At 58.1% G+C, this 24,632-nt stretch carries 25 protein-coding genes and 3 pseudogenes; 20 read left to right on the forward strand and 8 right to left on the reverse strand.

The annotated features are described in order from the left end of the window. Window positions 1-133: 133 nt before the first annotated feature. The 10 genes from AB4O41_RS02550 (at window position 134) to AB4O41_RS02595 (ending at window position 9,502) form a co-directional block, all read left to right on the forward strand. The gene (locus AB4O41_RS02550; RefSeq protein WP_460148260.1) at window positions 134-1,033 is read left to right on the forward strand and encodes a carbohydrate ABC transporter permease; all 900 of its coding nucleotides are present in this window, start codon (window positions 134-136) and stop codon (window positions 1,031-1,033) included. Window positions 1,034-1,043: 10 nt separating this feature from the next. Beyond that, window positions 1,044-1,874 (forward strand): carbohydrate ABC transporter permease, encoded by an 831-nt coding sequence (locus tag AB4O41_RS02555; RefSeq protein ID WP_460146060.1) that lies wholly within the window; start codon window positions 1,044-1,046, stop codon window positions 1,872-1,874. 102 nt (window positions 1,875-1,976) lie between these two features. Then, window positions 1,977-3,080, forward strand: coding sequence for an ABC transporter ATP-binding protein (locus AB4O41_RS02560; protein WP_367371625.1), 1,104 nt, complete (start codon window positions 1,977-1,979; stop codon window positions 3,078-3,080). A gap of 14 nt (window positions 3,081-3,094) precedes the next feature. After that, the gene (locus AB4O41_RS02565) at window positions 3,095-4,567 is read left to right on the forward strand and encodes a mannitol dehydrogenase family protein (RefSeq protein ID WP_460146061.1); all 1,473 of its coding nucleotides are present in this window, start codon (window positions 3,095-3,097) and stop codon (window positions 4,565-4,567) included. A 184-nt stretch (window positions 4,568-4,751) separates the two neighbouring features. Beyond that, entirely contained in the window at window positions 4,752-6,248 is a 1,497-nt protein-coding gene (xylB, locus tag AB4O41_RS02570) for a xylulokinase (protein WP_460146062.1), read from the forward strand. A gap of 13 nt (window positions 6,249-6,261) precedes the next feature. Next, on the forward strand, window positions 6,262-7,200 hold the full coding sequence (locus AB4O41_RS02575) for a carbohydrate kinase family protein (RefSeq protein WP_460146063.1): 939 nt from the start codon (window positions 6,262-6,264) through the stop codon (window positions 7,198-7,200). A 531-nt stretch (window positions 7,201-7,731) separates the two neighbouring features. Then, entirely contained in the window at window positions 7,732-7,899 is a 168-nt protein-coding gene (locus AB4O41_RS02580) for a hypothetical protein (RefSeq protein ID WP_460146064.1), read from the forward strand. Continuing rightward, the gene (locus AB4O41_RS02585) at window positions 7,896-8,462 is read left to right on the forward strand and encodes a hypothetical protein (protein WP_460146065.1); all 567 of its coding nucleotides are present in this window, start codon (window positions 7,896-7,898) and stop codon (window positions 8,460-8,462) included. Before AB4O41_RS02580 ends, AB4O41_RS02585 begins: the two co-directional genes overlap by 4 nt. 284 nt (window positions 8,463-8,746) lie before the next feature. Further along, the gene (locus AB4O41_RS02590) at window positions 8,747-9,013 is read left to right on the forward strand and encodes a DUF2790 domain-containing protein (RefSeq protein ID WP_460146066.1); all 267 of its coding nucleotides are present in this window, start codon (window positions 8,747-8,749) and stop codon (window positions 9,011-9,013) included. A 90-nt stretch (window positions 9,014-9,103) separates the two neighbouring features. Next, a complete protein-coding gene (locus AB4O41_RS02595) occupies window positions 9,104-9,502 on the forward strand; it encodes a hypothetical protein (RefSeq protein ID WP_460146067.1) in 399 nt (132 codons plus the stop codon). Here the strand turns inward: AB4O41_RS02595 and AB4O41_RS02600 are convergent. Next, a complete protein-coding gene (locus AB4O41_RS02600; RefSeq protein ID WP_048393539.1) occupies window positions 9,499-9,768 on the reverse strand; it encodes a DUF1652 domain-containing protein in 270 nt (89 codons plus the stop codon). The two genes, AB4O41_RS02595 and AB4O41_RS02600, sit on opposite strands and share 4 nt — an antisense overlap. On the opposite strand from AB4O41_RS02600, the gene AB4O41_RS02605 reads away from it, so the two are divergent. Then, window positions 9,767-10,132, forward strand: a complete 366-nt coding sequence (locus AB4O41_RS02605; RefSeq protein ID WP_460146068.1) for a hypothetical protein — start codon at window positions 9,767-9,769, stop codon at window positions 10,130-10,132. The genes AB4O41_RS02600 and AB4O41_RS02605 overlap by 2 nt on opposite strands. 25 nt (window positions 10,133-10,157) lie before the next feature. Then, complete coding sequence (gene eco, locus AB4O41_RS02610; protein WP_460146069.1) at window positions 10,158-10,640, forward strand: serine protease inhibitor ecotin; 483 nt, start codon at window positions 10,158-10,160, stop codon at window positions 10,638-10,640. A 23-nt stretch (window positions 10,641-10,663) separates the two neighbouring features. Here eco and ilvA read toward each other — a convergent pair. Further along, window positions 10,664-11,659 (reverse strand): annotated as a pseudogene (gene ilvA / locus AB4O41_RS02615) (threonine ammonia-lyase, biosynthetic); the annotation flags it as partial. 354 nt (window positions 11,660-12,013) lie between these two features. Between ilvA and AB4O41_RS02620 the strand changes: the two are divergent. Beyond that, window positions 12,014-12,349, forward strand: a complete 336-nt coding sequence (locus AB4O41_RS02620; RefSeq protein ID WP_460146070.1) for a DUF2834 domain-containing protein — start codon at window positions 12,014-12,016, stop codon at window positions 12,347-12,349. A gap of 165 nt (window positions 12,350-12,514) precedes the next feature. Here AB4O41_RS02620 and AB4O41_RS02625 read toward each other — a convergent pair whose 3' ends face one another. Together AB4O41_RS02625 and AB4O41_RS02630 are read right to left on the reverse strand one after the other, a co-directional pair. After that, on the reverse strand, window positions 12,515-13,666 hold the full coding sequence (locus tag AB4O41_RS02625) for a PQQ-dependent sugar dehydrogenase (protein WP_460146071.1): 1,152 nt from the start codon (window positions 13,664-13,666) through the stop codon (window positions 12,515-12,517). A 50-nt stretch (window positions 13,667-13,716) separates the two neighbouring features. Further along, the gene (locus AB4O41_RS02630; protein WP_460146072.1) at window positions 13,717-14,076 is read right to left on the reverse strand and encodes a hypothetical protein; all 360 of its coding nucleotides are present in this window, start codon (window positions 14,074-14,076) and stop codon (window positions 13,717-13,719) included. Between the two features lie 210 nt (window positions 14,077-14,286). Here AB4O41_RS02630 and ku point away from each other — a divergent pair, with 210 nt between their 5' ends. Then, window positions 14,287-15,159: a non-homologous end joining protein Ku gene (gene ku / locus AB4O41_RS02635; protein WP_460146073.1), complete on the forward strand. Its 873-nt coding sequence runs from the start codon at window positions 14,287-14,289 to the stop codon at window positions 15,157-15,159. A 159-nt stretch (window positions 15,160-15,318) separates the two neighbouring features. On the opposite strand, the gene lpxO is transcribed toward ku, so the two are convergent. Next, window positions 15,319-16,218 (reverse strand): lipid A hydroxylase LpxO, encoded by a 900-nt coding sequence (gene lpxO, locus AB4O41_RS02640; protein ID WP_460146074.1) that lies wholly within the window; start codon window positions 16,216-16,218, stop codon window positions 15,319-15,321. 372 nt (window positions 16,219-16,590) lie between these two features. Between lpxO and AB4O41_RS02645 the strand changes: the two genes are divergently transcribed. Continuing rightward, complete coding sequence (locus AB4O41_RS02645) at window positions 16,591-16,794, forward strand: hypothetical protein (protein ID WP_460146075.1); 204 nt, start codon at window positions 16,591-16,593, stop codon at window positions 16,792-16,794. 428 nt (window positions 16,795-17,222) lie between these two features. On the opposite strand, the gene AB4O41_RS02650 is transcribed toward AB4O41_RS02645, so the two are convergent. Beyond that, complete coding sequence (locus AB4O41_RS02650) at window positions 17,223-17,516, reverse strand: excalibur calcium-binding domain-containing protein (RefSeq protein WP_460146076.1); 294 nt, start codon at window positions 17,514-17,516, stop codon at window positions 17,223-17,225. Window positions 17,517-18,026: 510 nt separating this feature from the next. Here AB4O41_RS02650 and AB4O41_RS02655 point away from each other — a divergent pair. From AB4O41_RS02655 to AB4O41_RS02665, 3 genes and pseudogenes are all read left to right on the forward strand, one after another. Next, a pseudogene (locus AB4O41_RS02655) lies at window positions 18,027-18,263 on the forward strand (hypothetical protein); the annotation flags it as partial. Window positions 18,264-18,268: 5 nt separating this feature from the next. Then, entirely contained in the window at window positions 18,269-19,858 is a 1,590-nt protein-coding gene (locus AB4O41_RS02660; RefSeq protein WP_080370401.1) for an ABC-F family ATPase, read from the forward strand. A 246-nt stretch (window positions 19,859-20,104) separates the two neighbouring features. Then, window positions 20,105-21,292, forward strand: coding sequence for an MFS transporter (locus tag AB4O41_RS02665; RefSeq protein WP_460146077.1), 1,188 nt, complete (start codon window positions 20,105-20,107; stop codon window positions 21,290-21,292). A 123-nt stretch (window positions 21,293-21,415) separates the two neighbouring features. On the opposite strand, the gene AB4O41_RS02670 is transcribed toward AB4O41_RS02665, so the two are convergent. Next, entirely contained in the window at window positions 21,416-22,453 is a 1,038-nt protein-coding gene (locus AB4O41_RS02670) for an alpha/beta hydrolase family protein (protein ID WP_460146078.1), read from the reverse strand. Between the two features lie 169 nt (window positions 22,454-22,622). Beyond that, entirely contained in the window at window positions 22,623-23,234 is a 612-nt protein-coding gene (locus tag AB4O41_RS02675) for an FMN-dependent NADH-azoreductase (RefSeq protein WP_460146079.1), read from the reverse strand. 130 nt (window positions 23,235-23,364) lie between these two features. Here AB4O41_RS02675 and AB4O41_RS02680 point away from each other — a divergent pair, with 130 nt between their 5' ends. Together AB4O41_RS02680 and AB4O41_RS02685 are read left to right on the forward strand one after the other, a co-directional pair. Further along, entirely contained in the window at window positions 23,365-24,273 is a 909-nt protein-coding gene (locus tag AB4O41_RS02680; RefSeq protein ID WP_460146080.1) for a LysR substrate-binding domain-containing protein, read from the forward strand. Next, window positions 24,270-24,628: pseudogene (locus AB4O41_RS02685) on the forward strand (MmcQ/YjbR family DNA-binding protein). Before AB4O41_RS02680 ends, AB4O41_RS02685 begins: the two are co-directional and overlap by 4 nt. Window positions 24,629-24,632: the final 4 nt, after the last annotated feature.

Raw genomic sequence — 24,632 nt, forward strand, 5'->3', positions numbered from 1 at the left:
GGCTTGCCCGCGAAAGCGGTGTGTCAGACAAATCGCCTTCGCGGGCAAGCCTCGCTCTACTGGTTTTGCGCTATGCCTGCTTTCGCACTTAATCGGTTCTATCGCCATGAATATTTCAACTGTCAAAGCTCACATGGACATCCCCCAACCGGTGCGCAAAAACCGGTTGAGCAACCCCGGCTGGTTTCTGGTCAGCCCCTCGGTAGCGTTGTTGCTGCTGTGGATGATCGTGCCGCTGGGCATGACCGTTTACTTTTCAATGATTCGCTACAACCTGCTCTACCCCGGTGAAAACCAGTTCGTGGGGCTGGAGAACTTCAGCTACTTTCTGAGCGACTCGGGCTTCCTGCCCGGCGCCACCAACACCCTGTTGCTGGTGGGCAGCGTGCTGCTGATCAGCGTGGTGTTCGGCGTGTTGATCAGCGCGTTGCTGGAGGCCAGTGAGTTTCTGGGTCGCGGCATCGTGCGGGTGATGTTGATCTCGCCGTTCTTCATCATGCCCACCGTCGGTGCGCTGATCTGGAAAAACCTGATTTTCCATCCGGTCTCGGGGATTCTCGCCTACCTCTGGAAGCTGTTCGGCGCGCAGCCGGTGGACTGGCTCGCGCACTACCCGCTGCTGTCGATCATCATCATTGTTTCCTGGCAATGGCTGCCCTTCGCGATCCTGATTTTGATGACCGCCATGCAGTCCCTCGACCAGGAACAAAAAGAAGCCGCGCGCCTGGACGGTGCCGGTCCGATCGCGATCTTCTGGCACCTGACCCTGCCGCACCTGGCCCGCCCCATTGCGGTGGTGGTGATGATCGAAACCATCTTCCTGCTGTCGGTGTTCGCCGAAATCTTCACCACCACCAACGGTGGCCCCGGTTACGCCTCGACCAACCTCGCGTACCTGATCTACAACCAGGCGCTGGTGCAGTTCGACGTCGGCATGGCGTCCGCCGGAGGTTTGATCGCGGTGGTGATTGCCAACGTCGCGGCCATCGTGCTGGTACGAATGATCGGCAAAAACTTGACAGACAAAGCCTGAGGCCTGCGCCATGACTCTTCAACAATCCCGTCGTCTGCAAAGCCTGCTGCTCGGCACTCTGGCCTGGGCCATCGCGATCCTGATCTTCTTCCCGATCTTCTGGATGGTGATGACCAGTTTCAAAACCGAAATCGACGCGTTCGCCACGCCGCCGCAGTTCATCTTCACGCCGACGCTTGCGAACTACCTGCACATCAACGAGCGCAGCGACTACTTCAGCTTCGCCTGGAACTCGGTGGTGATCTCGTTCAGCGCCACGGCCCTTTGCCTGCTGATCGCGGTGCCGGCGGCCTACTCGATGGCGTTCTACGAAACCCAGCGCACCAAAGGCACGTTGCTGTGGATGCTCTCGACCAAGATGCTGCCGCCGGTGGGCGTGCTGATGCCGATCTACCTGCTGGCCAAGAGCTTCGGTCTGCTGGACACGCGAATCGCGCTGATCGTGATCTACACGCTGATCAACCTGCCGATCGTGGTCTGGATGATTTACACCTACTTCAAAGACATCCCCAAAGACATCCTCGAAGCCGCACGCCTGGATGGCGCCACGCTGTGGCAGGAAATGGTCCGGGTGTTACTGCCGATCGCCAAGGGCGGCTTGGCTTCCACGGTTTTACTGTCGCTGATCCTGTGCTGGAACGAAGCATTCTGGTCGCTGAACCTGACCTCATCGAAGGCCGCGCCACTGACCGCGTTGATCGCCTCGTACTCAAGCCCTGAAGGTCTGTTCTGGGCCAAGTTGTCGGCAGTGTCGACCCTGGCCTGTGCACCGATCCTGATCTTCGGCTGGATCAGCCAGAAACAATTGGTCCGCGGCCTGTCGTTTGGCGCCGTGAAATGAAGATCACCGACCGAATGCGATCTCTGTGGGAGCGAGCAGGCTCGCTCCCACAAAAAAGCCCATCCGGCTCAACTGAATAACAACAAGTGGAGGCCCATCATCATGGCCAACCTGAAAATCAAAAATCTGCAAAAAGGCTTCGAAGGTTTTTCCATCATCAAAGGCATCGACCTGGAAGTGAATGACAAGGAATTCGTGGTGTTCGTCGGCCCGTCGGGCTGCGGCAAATCCACCCTGCTGCGGCTGATCGCCGGTCTTGAAGAGGTCAGCGGCGGTACCATCGAACTGGATGGCCGCGACATCACCGAAGTCAGCCCGGCCAAGCGCGACTTGGCGATGGTGTTCCAGACCTACGCCCTGTACCCGCACATGAGCGTGCGCAAAAACATGTCGTTCGCCCTGGACCTGGCCGGTGTAGCAAAAGCCGAAGTCGAGAAAAAAGTCGGCGAAGCGGCGCGCATCCTTGAACTCGGGCCGATGCTGGAGCGCAAGCCGAAGCAACTGTCCGGCGGTCAGCGTCAACGCGTGGCCATCGGCCGGGCGATCGTGCGCAACCCGAAAATCTTCCTGTTCGACGAACCGCTGTCCAACCTCGACGCCGCCCTGCGGGTGCAGATGCGCCTGGAACTGTTGCGCCTGCACAAAGAACTGCAAGCCACGATGATCTACGTGACCCACGACCAGGTCGAAGCCATGACCATGGCCGACAAAGTCGTCGTCCTCAATGGCGGAAAGATCGAACAAGTCGGTTCGCCACTGGACCTGTATCACCAGCCGGCCAATCTGTTTGTCGCAGGCTTCCTCGGCACACCGAAAATGGGCTTCCTCAAGGGCAAAGTCACCCGCGTTAACGGCCAAAGCTGTGAAGTACTGCTGGACGCCGGCACCCGCATCACCCTGCCGCTCAGCGGTGCCAACCTGAGTGTCGGCGGCGCCGTGACCTTAGGGATTCGTCCGGAGCATCTGCAACTGGCGCAACCCGGCGACTGCACCCTGCAAGTCACGGCCGACGTCAGCGAGCGTCTGGGCAGCGACACCTTCTGCCATGTGCTGACGTCGTCCGGCGAGGCGCTGACCATGCGCGTTCGCGGCGATCTGGCCAGCCGTTATGGTGAAACCCTGAGCCTGCACCTGGACGCCGAACACTGCCATTTATTCGATGCCGACGGCGTGGCGCTGACCCGCCCACTGCGCGCCGCAGCCTGATCCGAGAGCATGCGATGAAACTGAATAGACAGAACCTCAACCGCCTCGCCCCCGAGGTGATCCTGCCCGCCTACAGCCTGAACGATACCCGCCAAGGCATCGCGCACATCGGTGTCGGTGGTTTCCACCGCGCGCATCAGGCGTACTACACCGACGCCTTGATGAATACCGGCGAAGCACTGGATTGGGCCATTTGCGGGGTCGGCCTGCGCGCCGAAGACCGCCGCGCCCGGGACGACCTCAAAGAGCAGGATTATCTGTTTACCCTGTTCGAACTCGGCGACGCCGACGACGCTGAAGTGCGAGTTATCGGCGCCATCCGCAACATGCTGCTGGCCGAAGACAGCGCCGAGGTGTTGATCGACAAACTCGCCGATCCAGACATCCGCATCGTCTCGCTGACCATCACCGAAGGCGGCTATTGCATCGACGACAGCAACGGCGAGTTCATGGCGCACCTGCCGCAGATCCAGCATGATCTGGCCCACCCGAACGCACCGAAAACCGTGTTCGGTTTCCTCTGCGCCGCACTGGCCAAACGGCGTGCAGCCGGTACACCCGCGTTCACGCTGATGTCTTGCGATAACCTGCCGCACAACGGTGCCGTGACCCGTAAAGCCCTGCTGGCATTCGCTGCCCTGCGCGACGCCGATCTGCAGGACTGGATCGAACGCCACGTCAGCTTTCCCAACGCGATGGTCGACCGCATCACGCCGATGACCAGCACCGAGCATCGTCTGCAACTGGCCGACAAACATGCAGTCGATGACGCTTGGCCGGTGGTCTGTGAACCGTTTGTGCAGTGGGTGCTGGAAGACAAATTCGTCAACGGTCGCCCGGCCTGGGAAAAGGTCGGCGTGCAGTTCACCGACGACGTCACGCCTTACGAAGAGATGAAGATCAAACTGCTCAACGGCAGCCATCTGGCTCTGACCTATCTGGGCTTTTTGAAGGGTTACCGCTTCGTTCACGAAACCATGAATGACCCGCTGTTCGCACGCTACATGCGCGCCTACATGGACCTGGACGTGACGCCGCAACTGGCGCCGGTGCCGGGGATCGACCTGACCGAGTACAAAAATACCCTGGTGGCGCGCTTCTCCAACCAAGCGATTGCCGATCAGCTGGAGCGGGTGTGTTCGGATGGCTCGTCGAAGTTTCCGAAATTCACCGTGCCTACGATCAACCGCTTGATTACCGACGGCCAAGAGACCAAGCGTGCGGCGCTGGTAGTGGCGGCGTGGGCGCTGTACCTCAAAGGCGTGGATGAGAATGGCCAGACCTATGCAATTGCGGATCCACGGGCGGCGTTCTGTCAGGCGCTGGTGGCCGATGATGTGTTGATCACTCAACGAATGTTGGAGGTTGAAGAGATTTTCGGGACAGCGATTCCGCGTTCAGCCGAGTTTGTGGCAGCGTTCGAGTGGTGCTGTAACAGCTTGCGGGAGGTTGGAGTGACGCGGACGCTGGAGCGGGTGCTGGCGTAAGCACTGCAGTGAAATTGCTGCCGCCATCGCGGGCAAGCCCGCTCCCACAGGGATCGAGGTTGCTCACAGATCTGTGTTCCATCCCAGACTACTGTGGGAGCGGGCTTGCCCGCGATGGCTGACTGACAAACAACATAAATGTTGAATGGGCATTGATATCGACCTGACGATCCAAGGATCTTCCATGGCAAACCAACAATTATTCCTCGGCATCGACTGCGGCACCCAAGGCACCAAAGCCGTTGTCCTCGACGCGCACAGCGGCCAGGTCCTCGGTCAGGGCGCCGCTGCCCACAGCCTCATCAGCGGCGCCAATGGTCGTCGTGAGCAAGACACCGCCCAATGGCTGGAAGCCTTTACCCTGGCCACCCGCCGCGCGCTGCTCGAGGCGAATGTAGATGGTCAAGACATCCTCGGCATCGGCGTTTCCGGCCAGCAGCATGGCCTGGTGCTGCTCGACGATCGGGGCCAGGTGCTGCGCCCGGCCAAGCTCTGGTGCGACACCGAGTCCACGCCGGAGAACGACCGCTTGCTCGCCCATCTGGGCGGCGAAAAAGGCTCATTGGAACGCCTCGGCATCGTCATCGCGCCGGGTTACACCGTGTCCAAACTGCTCTGGACCAAAGAACAGCACCCGGAGGTATTCGCCCGAATCGCCCGCATTTTGCTGCCTCATGACTACCTCAACTACTGGCTCACCGGCCGCAGTTGCGCCGAGTATGGCGATGCCTCGGGCACCGGCTATTTCAACGTGCGCACCCGCCAGTGGGACTTGCAACTGCTGCGCGACATCGACCCCACCGGGCGCCTGCAAGCCGCGCTCCCGGAGCTGATCGATGCCCACCAACCGGTCGGCACGATCCTCCCGAGTATGGCCGAGCACCTCGGCATCAACCCCAAGGCGCTGGTCTCCAGCGGCGGCGGCGATAACATGATGGGCGCAATCGGCACCGGCAATATAAAGCCCGGTGCGATCACCATGAGCCTCGGCTCCTCGGGAACGGTCTATGCCTATGCCGAGCAAGCGAACGTCAGTCCGGATGCCTCGGTCGCGACGTTCTGCTCCTCCAGCGGTGGCTGGCTGCCATTGATCTGCACGATGAACCTGACCAATGCAACCGGCGCGATTCGCGAGTTGTTCGAATTGGATATCGAGTCGTTCAATGCCTTGGTCGCGCAAGCGCCGATCGGTGCCGACGGCGTGTGCATGCTGCCGTTCCTCAACGGCGAACGCGTCCCCGCCCTGCCCCATGCCAGCGGCAGTCTGCTGGGGCTGACCATGACCAACCTGACCCGGGCCAACCTGTGCCGCGCCGTGGTGGAAGGCACCACCTTCGGTTTGCGTTACGGTCTGGACCTGCTGCGCCACAATGGCTTAAAAAGCCGCAGCATCTGCCTGATCGGCGGCGGCTCGAAGAGCCCGGTGTGGCGACAAATCGTCGCCGACATCATGAATACGCCAGTGATCTGTACCGAGCAAAGTGAAGCCGCGGCCCTCGGCGCAGCGATTCAGGCGGCGTGGTGCAAATCCTGGGCAAACGGTCACGAAGACAGCCTGGCGGACTTGTGCGAGCGTTGCGTAAAGCTCGATCTGGCCAGTGAAACCTTACCGATTGCAGAAAATGTGGTGGCCTGTCAGCAGGCCTACGAACGCTATCAACAGCATGTCGCAACCCTTTAAAGAGCGAGCAATTATGTATCTAGTGTGTGGCGAAGCGCTGTTCGATTTCTTCAGCGAAGACGATGCCAACGGTCTGGCGTCCAAAGTGAATTTCAAGGCGATTGCCGGCGGCTCGCCGTTCAACGTGGCCGTAGGTTTGCGTCGTTTGGGCGTGGACGCCGCGCTGTTTGCCGGCCTGTCGACCGATTACCTCGGCCGACGTTTGCAGCAGGTGCTGCAGGATGAAGGTGTGCGCCCGGACTACCTCGTGGACTTTGCCGCGCCGACTACGCTGGCGATGGTCGCCGTCGGTGCCAATGGCTCGCCCCATTACAGCTTTCGTGGCGAAGGCTGCGCTGATCGGCAGTTGAGCCTGGCGCATCTGCCAGGGTTGGGGCCTGAAGTGCGCGGTTTGCACGTCGGTTCGTTCTCGCTGGTGGTGCAGCCGATTGCCGATACCTTGCTGGCGCTGGTGCAACGGGAAAGCGGCAAACGCATGATCAGCCTCGACCCGAACGTGCGCCTTAATCCCGAGCCGAATATCGAGTTGTGGCGCTCGCGGATTGCCACGCTGGTTGAGCTGGCCGACCTGATCAAGGTCAGCGACGAAGACTTGAGCCTGTTGTACCCCGAGCAAGATCCTCAGCGCGTTATTGAAAGCTGGCTGGAGCATCGCTGTCAGTTGGTGTTCCTGACCCGTGGCGGCGAAGGCGCAACGGTGTTCAGCCGTGCCCACGGTTCGTGGTCGGTGCCGGCCTGCTCAGTAAAAATTGCCGACACCGTGGGGGCTGGCGATACGTTTCAAGCGGCGCTGATTACCTGGTTGACCGAGCAGCAGCTGGATTCGGTTGGAGGTATGCAACAGCTGAGTCGCGAGCAAATTGACGCGATGCTCAGGTTTGCAGTGAGCGCTGCGGCGTTGACCTGCAGCAAGACTGGGCCGGATTTGCCCTATCGACGGCAGTTGGGCTGATATCGACGCCCCCCTATCTCCTCCCATCGCAGGTCCTGATTTCAGGGCCTGCCGGTGGACCTGAGCTTTTTATATTTTTTTGATATATTTTTATTTCGATTTAAAGTTGTATTAATCCTGCCAAAAGACAAGCGGCTATTGACAGCTTCATACTATCCATCCCAACAAGAATAGTTATAGCAATTTACGCTCGCAGTTAGTTCAAAACAAAATAGTCACACAGGATTCACGATACCAGCGACATATTTATCTTGTAAGTTTTTCACCTCCACATCTGTCAGACAGTACTGTATCTATTCGCATACAACACCCCATCCTATTGAATATAATAAATAAAACAGATAATCACTGCATGTTTATATCGACAGAATCCAGCGATCGCCGAAGTTGATATTGGTTTAATTGAAAATAACCAGCCCGTTACTTGACCGCTACAAACCTTCAACTAATATCTTTTCCACGCACAGCGCAGGTAAGGATATTGCTGTGCGTCAATCCTTATACCCACACAACAGGAAAAGGAACTCCAACATGGAAAGTGTCGCTATCTCAGCTGCCCAAATTAACTGGAACGGCGGACAACGTATTACGCTCACCGCAGGTGATACAGCCACCTGCACCGCGCTTAGCCCCGGCCAGCTTTATGGATCTTTATCTACAACTCTGCTCAAAATGACAACAATTCAACTGTCTCCGTGAATTGGAGCAATAGCCAGCCGCCCGTACCGATCACAGTGCCTGGCACCACAGCCAATGCAGGCCTCGCATCATTAGGTTTTGTCTCGGGCACCGATACTCAAACCGTTTCGGTTTCACTGCCCAGCAATGCCGGTAAGTCACAGGTCGAAATCTGGCTGGGAAGTGTCGGCATGCCGACCAATACGTCGGGGCTCAGTAATTATCCGCTGCAGGCCGATGGTGAGCAGCATCCGTTCAATAAGTACACCCGTTATTATGCGGTCCCCCCCTCGAAATGGATGAACCTGACGATCACCAGCACCATTACACAGTTCCTCTCCTGCCAGTTCCGTGAGGCGCAGGCGACCGTATTTGTCGTCAATGAGACTTCAAACGGCCTCCTTGCCAATCAGGTCACCAACATTGGGCCTACTGCCAGTGCGGCTGGGAACGTCAAGATCGTTTACTCGCAGATTCAGAGCATTACCAATAATCTGCAAGGCGACGGTACGCAGTGGGTGTGGATGGACGCTGACAGCCAGCAAGACTCTCAGAGCGCGACCATTTCCTTGCAATCGCTTTGAATTTCCTGGCTGCGTAATAAGGAAAGCCCCACCGGTGGGGCTTTCTTTTTTATCTGGCGTAGCGGCCAATCGCCTTTAACAATGCCTGTATTCATTGCGCAAAATCTCGGCTATAGGGGAAAGCCTGCCCCACGACAGGCGGCATGCAACCCGGTTAACCATCGCTTAACCCCACGGTCCAAAACTTTACTGGACCGCACTCCCTCAACTCCCTCCCACGCCCGGTGCGGCAGGTTCGACGTTCTTCAGTCGAACTGACTTTCCCTTTGCACTGGAGACCCACCATGAACATGCGAACACTACTGATGACCACCGCCCTCGCCTGCACCGCGTTCACAGGTCTTGCTCAGGCCAACGAGACGTCGTCGTCCCAGGCCGTGCCCTATCACTACGGCATGCCGCTTCATGTGGGCAAAGTCGTTTCCCTGACTGAGCCGCAGACGCTGGAATGCCAAGTGGTGACGGCCGACATGAAGTACATCGACAAGTCGGGCAAGCCTGCGGAAATTACGTACCGAAAACTTTCTGACGCGTGCAGTTATCAGAGCTGACAGAAGATTCTGATTCGCTGCTTGGCGGTAGGCCTGTGAGGATTCTGACGCTATGCTCTGGCGTCTCCCTCACTGCCGAAAGGATTCGCCATGCAGTTCTCGTTTCGCACGCTGTCGACGTTCACCGCCGCGCTTTGTTTTCTGCTGGCGCTGGCCTGGGGTTTGATGCCGCAATCGTTGCTGGCGATCTGGAGCATCGAGTATTCGTCCGCGGCGGGTTTTGTCGCCAGGCGCAGTGCGGTGCTGTTCGGCGCGTTGGGGGTGATGTTTAATCTCGTGCGGCATGCACCGCCCTCGGCGGCACGAAGCGCGATGTGCAACGGCTTTATGGTGGGGTGTTTCGGTTTGGCAGCGCTGGGCTTCGGCGAATGGCTCAATGGTCATGCCGGGCCGGGTATTTTGCTGGCGATTGTGGTGGAGTTAGCACTGGGCCTGGGTTTTATCCAGACCCGGCGTGTGTCGCTCGAACTCGGTGAAACGGCCGGTTAATGAGCTTTTGACGTCGGGTGCAACAGCTGGCTATGCCTGTTGTGCTCAAGGTCGGTGCGTAACTCGGCGATCAGATTGTTGATCTCCCGACATCCATTGAGGCGTTGAGCATCTATGCCGGTGACGCATAGGTCGAGATGATCTGTCTCGACGTCCGAATACACCTTGACGGTCATCGACAGGTCCGGCGACAGCGTGCATTGGCAGCGTTTCGGGAGAAAACTGCTTTCAACGATATTGCGTAGTTCCAAGGCAGAAAGAAACATGGCCACCCTCTCGGTTTGTGAGATTGCCAATCAAAAATCAATGTCGGTCGGAGCTCAAATCGCCCGTTGTTTTTCTTCCTTGGGGAACCTCATTGTTCCAACGTCCCAACCGTCTTCTTGTTTCAGCGCCGACTCAGTAACGATCGTGGTCAGCTCAAGACAGCTACAGCATAAAACATGCCCGGAATTTCGCTCTGCACCTCGTCGGCAAATCAAGGATTTAGGAGCGTTGGCAACAGATCGCGTCATGCAAAATGCAAGACAGGCCCTTTTCGAGACCTGTATTTTGCAAACACCCGATGGCGGGTTTGCATTGGGTGAGGACGGCAGTAAGAATGCGGCCCATCCATTCAGTATCCGCTGACCCCACATCCACGCAAGGAGGCATCATGGGTGCTTTGCCGCTTAACACGACCGTCGGGCTGATAATTGCCGTTTTGTCGTCCGTAGCCCACGCCGCAACCCTCGAAGACGTCGCGCCGTATCCCAAGCCCGAAAGCGGTTTTACCCGCCAGGTCATTCACCTCGCCCCACAACAACAGGAAGACGGTTATCAAGTCGAGATCCTGGCCGGCAAGACCCTGACCGTCGACTGCAACCGTCAGCGCCTGGGCGGCAGGCTTGAGGAAAAGAATCTCGAGGGCTGGGGCTATCCGTTTTACCAGCTGGAAAAAGTCACCGGCCCAATGAGCACGCTGATGGCCTGCCCGGATGGCAACAGCAAAAAGGACTTCGTGCCGGTGGTCGGTGACGGTTTCAGGCTGCGCTACAACAGCAAGCTGCCAATCGTGCTCTACGTGCCCAAAGATGTCGAAGTGCGCTACCGGATCTGGTCGGCGTCGAGCCACGTCGAGAAAGCCGTTCAGGAATAAACCGCTCCAGCCGACACGCCGCTCAACGCGGCGCGCTCGGCCACATGCCGCAAACTGTCGAAATTGATGTTCGCTCCGGAATCGATAGCCACAAAGGTCTGACCCCAGGCGCCGGTTCGTCCCACGTACTGCTTGATTCCAGCCACGGCCAGTGCACCGGAAGGTTCGGTGATCGAGCGGGTATCGTCGTAGATGTTCTTGATGGCGGCGCAGAGCTCGTCGTTGCTGACGGTCATTACCTCATCGACGCAAAATCGGCAGACCTCGAAACCATGGGCGCCGATCTCAGCGACGGCCACACCATCGGCGAAGGTACCGACAGTTGGCAGGACAACCCGTTCGCCGGCCTGTAATGCAGCCTGCAAACAGGCGGAATGTTCCGACTCAACGCCGATAATGCGGACTTCCGGGCGTAGGTATTTGACGTACGCGGCAATACCGGCGATCAAGCCACCTCCGCCCACCGGAACGAAGATCGCGTCCAGCGGCCCTTGGTGTTGGCGTAGGATTTCCATGGCGACGGTGCCCTGCCCGGCGATCACGTCCGGATCGTCGAAAGGCGAGACAAAGGTGCGACCGGTTTGCCGTGCCAGGCTCAGCGCGTACTCCAGGGCAAACGGAAAACTCTCGCCATGCAGCACCGCATCCGCTCCTCGGCTGCGAACCCCGTGCACCTTCAACTCCGGTGTCGTGCAGGGCATGACAATGGTTGCGGCAATCCCCAATTCGCGGGCCGCCAACGCTACGCCTTGGGCATGATTGCCCGCCGAGGCCGTGATCACGCCACGGGCTTTCTGTTCATCGCTCAGGTGCACCAGTTTGTTGTAGGCGCCGCGGATCTTGAAGGAAAAGGTCGGTTGCAAGTCTTCGCGCTTGAGCAGGATCTGATTGCCCAACGCCTCGGACAAGGCCGGTGCCGCTTGCAACGGCGTGCGCACGGCGAGTTCGTAAACCGGCGCGGCGAGGATTTTTTTCACGTAGTGCTCAAGCAAGCTCTGTTGGGCGGGGGTGCTGCTCATGGTCGTCTCCTTGGTATCCGGGCGGTCGGTGTAGGAGCTGCCGAAGGCTGCGATCTTTGCTTTTTCAAGATCAAAAGATCGCAGCCTTCGGCAGCTCCTACACGGGTTGCGTGCACCCGGTAAGCTCAAAACCCAAGAGACAGAAAGTAAAAACCCGCCTCTAGGGCGGGTTGGGTGCTGCAGTCGTGAGCTAGCCCGCCAAATAAGGAATGGCGGTAATAATGCTTGGCTGGCAGCGCAATACGGTGGAAGTCATGGTTGGAAATTAGCCGGACGCTGATGGCAAGTCAACGGCCAATTTTCAAGGGCCGCTGTAGGCTGGCGATTCTGCTCATTGTCCCAAGGAAGGAAACCATGAAGTCTGTCGCCCTGCCCCTCATTGCCTTGATCGCTTTCGCCAGCTACACCGTTTCGGTGATGCTGCAGGCTGAGCAGTCGTTGCTCGACTTCGGCATCAGCCTGATGTCGCAGCCCGATACCACGCAGGTGGTGATCGATTTGTACCTGTTGGCGACGCTTGCCGGTATCTGGATGTACAAGGATGCGCGCAAGCGTGGTCAGCCGGGGTTGTCGGTGGTTCCCTATCTGTTGGTGACGGCGATTTTTGTGTCTGTCGGGCCGTTGTTGTATCTGGTGGTGCGGGGGCTTCAGGAGCGGAGAAACTCCGTTAGCTCAGCTCAGGAGGTCTGATCCGGAATTTGTGGAGTTAATGTGATTGCAATCGCGAGCAGGCTCGCTCCCACAGGTAGGGCTGCGTCGGACCCGAAAGTCAGGCGCAGTCCCGACCAAAATGTGGGAGCGAGCCTGCTCGCGATGGCGATCTGGCAGCTGTTACAAAGTTTGGAGTAAACCCGCTTACCTCAACCCAACCTTGTACAAAACACCATCGTCTTCATCTGTCAGCAAATACAGGTAACCATCCGGCCCCTGCCGCACATCGCGAATCCGTTTGTTGAGTTCACCGAGCAACCGTTCTTCGTGAACGACTTTATCGCCTTCGAACTGCAGGCGAATCAGCTCCTGACTCACCAGCGCCCCGATAAACACGTTGTGCTGCCAGGCCTTGAAGCGATCCCCATCGTAGAAGGCCATGCCGCTCAGGCCGGGGGATTTTTCCCAGACATGGTGCGGGCCCACGGTGCCTTCGATGGTTTCGCCCTTGGCTTCCGGGATCGGCAGGCCGGAATAGTTGATGCCATGGGTTGCCAGCGGCCAGCCGTAATTCTTGCCGCGCTCGATGATGTTGATCTCGTCGCCGCCCCGGGGGCCGTGCTCGTTTTCCCAGAGCGTGCCACTCCAGGGATTGAGTACCGCCCCTTGCGGATTTCGATGGCCGTAGGACCAGATTTCCGGGCGAACGCCTTTTTGCCCGACAAAAGGGTTGTCCTTCGGCACCTTGCCGTCTGGATGGATCCGCACGATCTTGCCTTGCAGCTTGTCGAGATCCTGCGCCGTGGGCCGGTCGTTATTCTCGCCCAGGGTGATGAACAGATAACCGTCGCGGTCGAACACCAGTCGCGAGCCGAAGTGATTGCCGACCGAGAGCTTGGGCTCCTGACGGAAGATCACCCTGAAATCCTTGATGGCTGCCAGGTCCTCGGACAACCGTCCGCGACCGACCGCGGTGCCGGCCTTGCCGCCCTCACCGCCTCCTTCGGCATAAGACAGATAAACCATACGGTCTTGCTTGAAGTCGGGCGACAACACCACATCGAGCAATCCGCCCTGCCCCTTGGCCCAAACCTGAGGCACGCCGCTGAGCGGGCCCGAGAGTTTGCCGTCGGCGCTGACCAGCCGCAGGTTGCCGGGCCGCTCGGTCACCAGCATCCCTTGGCGATCGGGCAGAAACGCCAGCGCCCAGGGGTGCTCCAAGCCTTTAACGATCGGGGTGACCTCAAGGGTGCCCTGCTCGCTTTTTATATCCTGTGTCGGCGCCGCGAAAACGGACGCCGTGACTGTAAACAACGCGCTGGCACAGAAAGTGGCCAAGAGGGTTTTACGCAACATGCACGATTCCTTTTGTCATCAAATGGCTGGCAAGACCTCTGTCATGCCGTTCAACGGTAGTTGCGGTCCGAGTCCCGGGGTGGTGGATTGGGAATGAATTTCGGCTGGCTGGTGGGAGCCGGTCGATCTTGCGGATAGCGGTTGCCGATACCGCCGTTATCCAGTGTTGGCGGTCGTGGCACAGGCACCGTGCCTGGCCCGCGAATCACCGGGATGCTTGGCTGGGTGCCTTGCATGCTGTTGGGATTGGCCCGACGAATCGGGCTGTTGTAGGGATTGTTATTGGTACTACCCGGCAGGTTCTGCGCCAGCAGCAAGGGCGAGGACGGCGATGTGGCGTCTGCCAGAGCCAAAGGGCTTAGCACGCCACTCAATGCCAGCGCGATGACGCCGAGCACACATCGGTTCATGAGGACCTCTCTAAACGAGCGTGCCACGCTTCATGGATGAATAAAGCCACGCTACGCCCAGGGGTCGGATTTGTTAACTAAAACCTCCTCCACAAGATGTAACACGAGTTAACCGCACCGCAGATCCGCCCGCAGGACCGGGCCGCCGCCGACTGAAACTTTTACCCTTGGCCGCAGGTCACCAGAACATCAATCGACGAGATCACGACGATGGCACGGGCAATCTGGAAAGGCGCAATCAGTTTCGGTCTGGTGCACATCCCGGTGGCGCTAGTCTCGGCGACGTCTTCGCGCGGGATCGATTTCAACTGGCTCGACAGCCGCAGCATGGACCCGGTCGGCTACAAGCGCATCAACAAGGTCACCGGCAAGGAAGTTACCCAAGAGCACATCGTCAAAGGGATCGAGTACGAAAAAGGACGTTACGTGGTGCTCAGTGAGGAGGAGATTCGCTCGGCTCATCCACTGTCGACCCAGACCATCGACATTTTTGCCTTTGTCGGCAGCGAGCAGATCCCCCTGCAAAACATCGACACGCCCTACTACCTGGCGCCGGACAAACGCGGCGGTAAGGTCTATGCGCTGTTGCGCGAAACCCTCAGCAAAACCGACAAGGTCGCTCTGGCCCGAGTGGTGTTGCATTCGCGCCAGCACTTGGCGGCCCTCATGCCGCTGGAATCAGCCATGGTGCTGGTGATGCTGCGCTGGCCCGCCGAAGTGCGCAGCCTTGATCAACTGGAGCTGGGCAGTGAAGTGACCAAGCCGGATCTGGCCAAAGGTGAGCTGGATATGGCCAAACGGCTGGTGGAGGACATGAGTGCCGACTGGACGCCCGAGGAGTATCGCGACAGCTTCGAAGACAAGATCATGGCGCTGGTCGAGAAGAAGGCGAATGAAGGCAAGATCGAAGATGTCGAAACAGCGACGGGTGAAGAGGTGCGTAAAACCGCCGATGTTATCGATCTGACTGAACTGCTCAAACGCAGTCTTGGTGGCAAGGGGGGCGGTAAAGCGGCTGGTAAACCGGCCACCAAAGCCAAATCTACTGCGCAGAAAAAAACCACGAAACGGTCGAGCGGCTGACCTTCTGGGACATCCATAAGTTTTGCAGTGAAAATACCAGCCTCTTCGCGGGCAAGCCCGCTCTCACAGGTTTCGGAGGCGTTCGCAGAACTTGTATTCGACGCGGATACTGTGGGAGCGGGCTTGCCCGCGATGGCGTCATGCGCCACAACGTAAAACTCAGATCAGAACAAAAACCGCCAGCAATCCACCAAAAATCGCCCACTTCTCCAGGTAGTAGCGAGTGCGGTTACGTTTCTTGAGCGCTTTGCCGCGCAGGCGAATCTTGTAGATTCTGGCGAACAAGCGGTTGATGCCACCGACCTTGTCGCCGGCATCGTTCGGCGCACCCGCCGCCGCCATCACTGTACGGCTGAACCAGCGGTTGAACGCAGTCGCCCAGCGATACTTCATTGGCCGTTCAACGTCACAGAACAGGATGATGCGATTCTGCGCAGTGGTGTTTTCGGCGTAGTGAATGAAGGTCTCATCGAACATCACCGCCTCGCCGTCGCGCCAATGGTAGCTCTCACCGTCGACGTTGATGTAGCAACCGGCATCGTTCGGCGTTTCCAGCCCCAAGTGATAACGGTATGAACCGGCATACGGATCGCGGTGACGGACCAGTTTCGAACCCGGCGGCAGTTCGGCGAACATCGCGGCCTTGATCGAGCCGATGCTTTGCACCAGTTCAGTCGTGCGCGGGCAGAGTTTTGCGGCAGACGGGTGACTGTCGCCGTACCACTTAAGGTAGAAACGCTTCCAGCCACTTTTGAAAAACGAATTGAAACCAACGTCGTCGTATTGATTCGAACGCTTGATCTCCCCGGCCTTGAGCAGATTCTGGCCTTCGACGCGAATCTCTTCCCAATGAGCCTGCAAAGGGTTCAAGTCAGGAAAATCTGCCGGATTGAGATAAGGCTTACTGGGCGTTTTCGAGAACAGATAAAGGAAGCAATTGATCGGTGCCAGAAACGTCGAGTGGTCACTCAGTTGGCGGCCTAATTTGTGGCGCACCGTTCCGCGCAAGTGAACATACGCGATGGAGATGACATAAATAGCGGCAATGATAAGTTTCACGAAAATCGTCACACGTCAGAAATGAACAAATTGCGTCCCGATGGCGCGTTCTTGAGCCATGCCTACGGTCGGCACAGGGTCGAAACGTGGCATTTTAGCCAAACTCTGTAACTAATAGTTAACCTTCAACTGTGAAAATGTGTCTACGTTCTTAGAGCAGAGTTCGCGAACCGCTCCCTCAATAGTAGCCTCATGCCATACCACCATTCGTCGCGCATGTAAATATAGCGCCCAATATATGACGGTAATTGGCTCAGGCCTTGCAGAGCTGGATGCAGCGGCCCCAGAACGACGTAATTCTGACGCGGCGGCAATTAAATTAACGCTTAAGGACTCCAGCGATACGCTTGGTCAGTCACCGGGAGATGTAACGTGTCAACTCTCAATGAAATCGCAGCGAACCACGCGAGAATGGCTAAAGCAAAAGAAGAAGAGTCGACCGAGCTGTATGAACGACACGTTCAAATAATGGGAAGTTTCGAAATCCCATCCCTTGATGAACAACCGCACATGCCACTGCACCTCATCACCGGAGGGCAGGACAACCACCTAGGACAAGCCACTGGCTACTTGTGAGTCTCGGCCTGGTCAGGCACCGACTTGTCGCACGCTGTTCAACGTGCGGCAAAGCCAGGCTTTCAACTGCTGCCAGCGAGTCGTTTACAGCGTGCAGATAGCGACAACTTCATAGTCACTTTCCCTTGGTTGGGAGGAAGGAATACTGATTCATCAGCCGGTCAGTAGTTTTGACGGCAACCCTCTTCCCCTCCAACAACGCCCGCATGCATTGATACCGTCAAGCTCGTTTATTCCCCTTTGCCCAGCCGACCACCATTAAACCCAGGCCGGGAATCCACAGACCAGGCGCAGTGATAGCGAGACCGCAAATAGCCATTGGCGGCCCAGTCAGAAAAATCGGGTTTCGAAACGCCTTATCCATAGCACTCTCTCCTTTAGGAATTTTTCTCATTAAACCACTAAGCCTGTTGCTGAGCGGCAAATAGTCATTGGCACCACTGCGACTCACAGGGGATTGCGTCGTTGTCGCCGTCCATTTTCATTCCTGGGCAATTTTGCAGAAAGTTCTTGGCCTCTGCGCATGAGGTCATCTGCGAACAATATTTGCGTCCATCACATTTGAATGGCGCTGAAACAGGCTTCGGCGCAGTCACGACGATAGAGACTTCTTTAGAGATTTCTTTGGGATTCGATAGTTGAGCCGCAGCCCAGGACTGTAGTTCAGGGGAAAGCTTCCAAGCCAACAGACCAACAACGAGCATCACCAAAATCAGTTTCATTTTGATCCCATCCATGATGAGAGACTGTTTGCGTTCTCACGTTGCCTGCTTTCCAGCGTAACCCATTAATCCACTCACAGCGGGGGATGGCGGGTAAGGAGTGCGCCTTGGGTCAGGGGAATATCTGCGAGCCGCTATCGATCAGGTGATGGTCAGCGGTGATGACAACGAAACGCCAGCGCGCCCGGAAATCGGGCCCCTGACGAAGAAGAATAGCCCCCTCCCCACCTTCTGCTGTCACGCATGGCATGGAGAGGTGAGTCTGAATTGGTGCCCACCCTGACCAAGTGCTGGCCATTCAGCAATCCATCTGAAACACACGAGGCCGGGCAAGCGGTACTGACTTTACCCAGAGCCACGCCAAGTGTCCCGAACACAACGCTGAACAAAAATAACATTGAGATGCTATCAAGGAGCTCCTCTATGTTTGCCCGCCCTCCAGGATGAGCCAACCCATCAGTCAGCCCCCGGTTCTACGCAAACCGGGACCGAACCCTGAAGAAGCTGGCGACACGTTATCGCCCACCGTACAACTGCCGTCACACTTATGCGACAATATGCGCAATGTCTGGCATGAATCCCGCCTTTATTGCCCAACAGCTTGGACACAGCGTCCAGATGCTGCACTCGACTTATGCGCGCTGGTTGAACACTAGCGGTGACTGGGAAGAGATGGAGAGAAACTCCAGAATGTCCCAGGAATGGCCCAAGCGCCCAATGCGCAGCTCGCAACCCATTGATAGGTAAAGTAATTGATCTCCACAGCTAACATCACGATGCAGTTCGGCGCCAAGCCGCTATTCGAAAACGTTTCGGTCAAATTCGGCGCAGGTAACCGCTACGGCCTGATCGGCGCCAACGGTTGCGGCAAGTCGACTTTCATGAAAATCCTCGGTAGCGACCTCGAGCCGTCCGGCGGCCAGGTCATGCTCGAGCCGAACGTGCGTCTGGGTAAATTGCGCCAGGACCAGTTCGCCTACGAAGAATTTACCGTGATCGACACCGTGATCATGGGCCACGAAGAGTTGTGGAAGGTCAAGGCCGAGCGCGACCGCATCTACTCGCTGCCGGAAATGACCGAAGAAGACGGCATGGCCGTGGCCGAGCTGGAAACCGAATTCGCCGAAATGGACGGCTACACCGCTGAATCCCGTGCCGGCGAGCTGTTGCTGGGCCTGGGTATCGGCATCGAGCAGCACTTCGGCCCGATGAGCGAAGTGTCCCCGGGCTGGAAACTGCGCGTATTGCTGGCGCAGGCACTGTTCTCCGATCCTGAAGTGCTGTTGCTCGACGAACCGACCAACCACTTGGACATCAACACCATCCGCTGGCTGGAAAACATTCTGACCCAGCGCTCCAGCCTGATGATCATCATCTCCCACGACCGTCACTTCCTGAACAGCGTGTGCACCCACATGGCTGACCTGGACTACGGCGAGCTGCGCCTGTTCCCGGGCAACTACGACGAATACATGACCGTGGCGACCCAGTCCCGCGAGCAATTGCTGTCGGACAACGCCAAGAAGAAAGCGCAAATCTCGGAACTGCAATCGTTCGTCAGCCGCTTCTCGGCCAACGCCTCGAAAGCCAAGCAAGCGACCTCCCGCGCCAAGGCGATCGACAAGATCCAACTGGCCGAAGTCAAGCCTTCGAGCCGTGTGAGCCCGTTCATCCGTTTTGAACAAACCAAGAAGCTGCACCGTCAGGCGGTCATCGTCGAGCGCATGGCTAAAGGTTTCGACGGCAAGCCGTTGTTCAAGGACTTCAGCTTCCAGGTTGAAGCCGGCGAACGCGTGGCGATCATCGGCCCGAACGGTATCGGTAAAACCACCCTGCTGCGCACCCTGGTCAACGAACTGACCCCGGATGCCGGTACGGTGAAGTGGACTGACGCCGCGGAGCTGGGCTATTACGCCCAGGACCACGCTCACGACTTCGAAGACGACTGCAACCTGTTCGACTGGATGGGCCAGTGGACCCAGGGCGGCGAGCAAATCGTTCGCGGCACCCTCGGCCGCATGCTGTTCTCCAACGACGAGATCCTCAAGTCGGTCAAGGTCATCTCCGGTGGCGAGCAAGGTCGCATGCTGTTCGGCAAGCTGATCCTGCAAAAGCCGAACGTGCTGATCATGGACGAACCGACCAACCACTTGGACATGGAATCCATCGAAGCGCTGAACCTGGCGCTGGAGAACTACCCGGGCACGCTGATTTTCGTCAGCCACGACCGTGAGTTCGTATCGTCCCTGGCCACCCGCATCATCGAGTTGAGCGCCGATGGCGTGATCGACTTCAGCGGCACCTATGACGACTACCTGCGTAGTCAGGGTGTTTTGATGTAAGACGGCTGCAAGCTTCAAGTGAAAAGCCCTGTCCTGGTGACGGGGCTGATCGTTCCCATGCTCTGCGTGGGAATGCCGCCAGGGACGCTCCGCGTTCCCGCTTTGAAGGGTGACGCAGAGCGTCACGGGATACATTCCCACGCAGAGCGTGGGAACGATCGCCAGCTGTATCGTTAGCCAGCTTCCTTTTATTACCCACCCACGCCATGATGCAGTTCTCCTACCGCCGCCCGCGAAAGAGCTCTCATGTCTGTGCAGCAACTGCCCCCGCAAAGCTCAATGGCGATCACTCTGCAGATCGTCTCTATCGTTTTCTATACCTTTATTGCCTTCCTCTGCATTGGCCTGCCGATAGCGGTGTTGCCGGGGTATGTCCATGAACAGTTGGGGTTCAGCGCCATCGTGGCGGGGCTGACCATTGGCTCCCAATACCTGGCCACCCTGCTCAGTCGGCCCATGGCCGGACGCCTGTCGGACAGCATCGGCACCAAACGGGCGATTGTTTATGGCTTGTCGGGGATTGCATTGAGCGGCGCGCTGACATTGCTGTCGACCCTGCTGCAAAGTGTGCCGTTGTTGAGCCTGATCATCCTGATCGCCGGCCGGTTGCTGCTGGGCATCGCTCAAGGGTTGATCGGGGTCGGCACGATCAGTTGGTGCATGGGCCAGGTCGGTGCCGAGCACACGGCGCGTTCGATTTCCTGGAACGGCATCGCCTCGTACGGCGCCATCGCTATCGGCGCGCCGCTGGGCGTGGTGATGGTCGCTGAACTGGGATTCGCCAGCCTCGGGATCGCACTGTCGTTACTGGCCTTGCTGGCACTGCTACTGATCCGCAACAAACCTTCGGTACCGGTGATTCGCGGCGAGCGCCTGCCGTTCTGGGCAGTGTTCGGGCGTATTGCGCCCTTCGGCGCGAGCCTCAGCCTGGCGTCCATCGGTTACGGCACACTCACCACTTTTATTACCCTGTATTACGTCAGCCTTGGCTGGACCGGCGCGGCTTATTGCCTGACGGTATTCGGGGTCTGTTTCATTCTGGCGCGACTGTTGTTCATATCCAGCATCAGCCGTTTCGGCGGCTTCACCTCCGCCATCGCCTGCATGACCATTGAAACCGTCGGGCTGGTCCTGCTGTGGCTGGCGCCCTCCACGGGTTATGCCTTGATCGGCGCGGGCCTGACCGGGTTCGGCCTGTCGCTGGTGTATCCGGCTTTGGGGGTGGAAGCGATCAAGCAAGTGCCCAATTCCAGTCGCGGAGCGGGTTTGAGTGCTTATGCGGTGTTTTTTGATCTGGCGCTGGCGATTGCCGGACCGCTGATGGGCGCGGTGGCGTTGAACCTGGGGTATTCATGGATTTTCTTTAGTGCGGCGGTGTTGTCGATAACCGGGCTCGGTTTGACTTTGGTTCTGAAGCACCGGGCGATGGTCTAAAGCCTGCTGTAAATCTCCTGTGGGAGCGGGCTTGCTCGCGAATGCGGTGAGTCAGGCAACATTGATGTCGACTGACACGCCCTCTTCGTGAGCAAGCCCGTTCCCACAAGGGTTCCGGGGAGTTTATTGGTCTGCGGTCTGCATCCCGGCGCGGGTGGGTTTGCCCAAGGCATGGGAGAAGAACCTTCCGGCTTCGGAAATCATGTTGCGGTGAATATCCTTGCGGTCGACGCCGTCGGCATCGGTGCACAGTGCCGGCATGGCGGCGATCTGTTCTTCGTTGCACGGCGCCAGGAACACGAAGTGCCCTGCCCCGGCCAGCAATTTGAAGTCCGGTGCGGTCGGCAGTTTGCGTGCAAGTGCTGCAGCGTTTTTGTCAAACGCCACCAGTTTGTCGCCATCACCGCTGTATAGCAGCACCGGAACATGCACGTCGGCCAGGGTATGGCGGCCGAACTTCAGGCTCAGCGGCGCCATCAGCAGCAAGGCATGCACACGCGGGTCCGCCACTGGCTGCAAGTCATCACGATCGATGATCAGTTCGCCTTGAGTGTTGCAGGCATCGTGATCATCCGGGCGCTCCAGGCAATAGCGGCGCAGACGATTCAGATCCGGGGTGGCACCGGACAGGATCAACGCGGTCTCACCGCCCGCCGAATAGCCAATCACCCCAACCTGCTCGGCATTGACGAAGGGCGCGAGCATCCGGTCGCCGAGTGTCGCGGTAATGGCTTCGGAAATCTGGATCGGCCGCCCATAAAGGTTGCTCAAGGTGCCGAGGCGGCTATGGTCTTTGGAGTTGTCGCCGGGATGGATCACCGCCACCACCACAAAACCCTTGCGTGCCAATGAGGTGGCGAGGTCGTGCAGGGCCAGTGGGGTTCCGGTGTTGCCGTGGGACAGCATCAGCATCGGGAAACGTCCGATGGCGACTTTGGTGTCTTCACCGGCTTCGACCGAGTAGCCCTCGAGCGTACTGGAATGTTCCTTTTCACTGGACGGGTAAAAGGCGATGGCACGCATGGGCTGCAAGTCCAGCGGATCAAGGAAGGTCATCTCATGGAAACCGACGCTCCAGTGAGGATGCGGCGCAGGCATTGCATGCACTGAATTCAGGCTGCCCAGCAGACAAATCAGTAGCGTTGCACAAAGACGCACCATGGGATGCCCCACCTTATTACCTGACCGCAGATGTTAACCCTCGACTGCATAACCTGGGCCAGAGACTGATAACCGCCAGAAACAAAAAACTCCGTACCTGGCCATCACGATGACCAGAATACAGAGTTTCAGGGGTATTGCCCGAGCTGTTTACGACTTTACGCAAGCCTTACGCGGCAGCGAACAATTGCTCGTTGATGTGCGCCTGAGCGTCGCTCATGGCTTTGCTGCGCACTTCATCACCGTAGGACAGGCCATGGGCGCGGACGAACTCGATGTCGGTGATGCCGAGGAAGCCGAACAGCACTTTCAAATAATCTTCGTGCGCAACACCGGTCGCTTGACCGGCGTGCAGACCACCGGCAGTCGACACGATGACTACTTTCTTGCCGCCGCACAGGCCTTCAGGGCCGGCTTCGGTGTAGCGGAAGGTCTGACCGGCCACGGCGATGCGGTCGATCCAGGCCTTGAGTTGGGTCGGGATGGTGAAGTTGTACATCGGCGCGGCAATCACGACAGCATCGGCGGCGATGAATTCGGCCAGGGCCTGCGCGCTCAGATCGGCTTCGTGCTGTTGCGCGGCGTTGCGCAGTTCAGCGGCTGTGCCGGCGGCAACCAGGGTGGTGGCGGAAAAATGGCTGATGGCATCGGCGGCCAGGTCGCGGTAAGTCACCACAACGCCAGGCTCGGCGGCTTGCCAGGTTTTGACGACTTCGCCACTCAGCTGACGGGAAGCCGAGTTGTCACCCAGAATGCTCGAATCAATATGCAGTAATTTCATGTGGGATCTCCAAGGTGAGGATCGCCACCCGGCGATCTGATGGAGACAATCCTACCGACGAAACCAATAGATGATTAGTCGGCAACAATGCGATAGTTTGTCCCACTGATAGAACAGTCGAGCTTAAACCATGCAAGATCTCAACGACCTCTACTACTTTGCCAAGGTGGTCGAAGCCGGTGGTTTCGCAGCGGCCGGGCGTTTGTTGGGGATTCCCAAGTCGCGGTTGTCGCGACGCATCGCCGAGCTGGAAGAACGCCTGGGCGCGCGTCTGCTGCAACGCACCACCCGCCAACTCAACCTGACCGCCGTGGGCGAGCGTTACTTGCGCCATTGTCAGGCGATGCTGCTGGAAGCAGAGATGGCCGACGAAGCAGTGGCCAGCATGTCCAGTGAACCCCGAGGGCGCCTACGAGTGTCCTGTCCCGTCGGATTGGCCCACGAAATTCTGCCAGGAGTGATCAGTAACTTCCTGGAGAAATTCCCTCAGGTTCAGCTGGAGATGATGTTGCTCAACCGTCGGGTTGACCTGATCAACGAGGGCATCGATGTCGCCTTGAGAGTGCGGGACTTGGGTGATGAAGATCCATTACTGGTCACCCGTCGTTTACGCCAGGCCCAAATGGCGATGGTTGCCAGCCCCGCATTTTTGCTCGGCCGTGAAATCAATCATCCCGAAGACCTGAAAAACCTGTCCGTGCTCGGCGCGCTGGAAGCCGATCGCATGGTGCACATCCGCATGCTTGATCAAACAGGTAAAAGCTATGATCTGAGCCTGGAAGCGCGATTGGGGATCGACGATTTCATCGTCCGCAAAGCCTGCACCCTCAGCGGCCAGGGTTTTACCATGCTGCCCATGATGCATTGCGAGCAGGAGCTGAAAAACGGCGAGCTGGTGCAACTGTTACCCGACTGGTCATTGCCGGGCGGCTGGCTGCAAGCCGTCTACCCTCATCGACGCGGGGTGATGCCGGCCGTGCGCGCCTGGATCGACCATCTGATCGAATCATTCAATGCTTGTGGGGACAGACTGTTATGAAAGCGGGACTAATGAGCGAAGAGGACGTCGCGCAATACTGCCTGGCACTGCCCGGTGCGCGGGAGGACTACAAATGGGGGGCGTGAGGGTGTTTTCGATTGCCGGGAACAAGATGTTCGCCTTGCAGAACCTGCGGGGGCAGTCCCTGGCCTTCAAGGTCGACAAGGACCTGTTCCTGGGTCATTGCGACCGGCCGGGTATTCACCCGGCGCCGTATCTGGCCCGGGCCCAGTGGATCATCATGGATACGCCCTACCCGCTGGGCGCCAAAGAGCTGCAAGGCTTGCTGCAACGTTCTCACCAACTAGTGGTGAGCAAGTTGCCCAAGCGCACGCAGGTCGGCTTGCTGCTTTAAAGTG

The organism is Pseudomonas sp. S2_A02, from assembly GCF_054668495.1.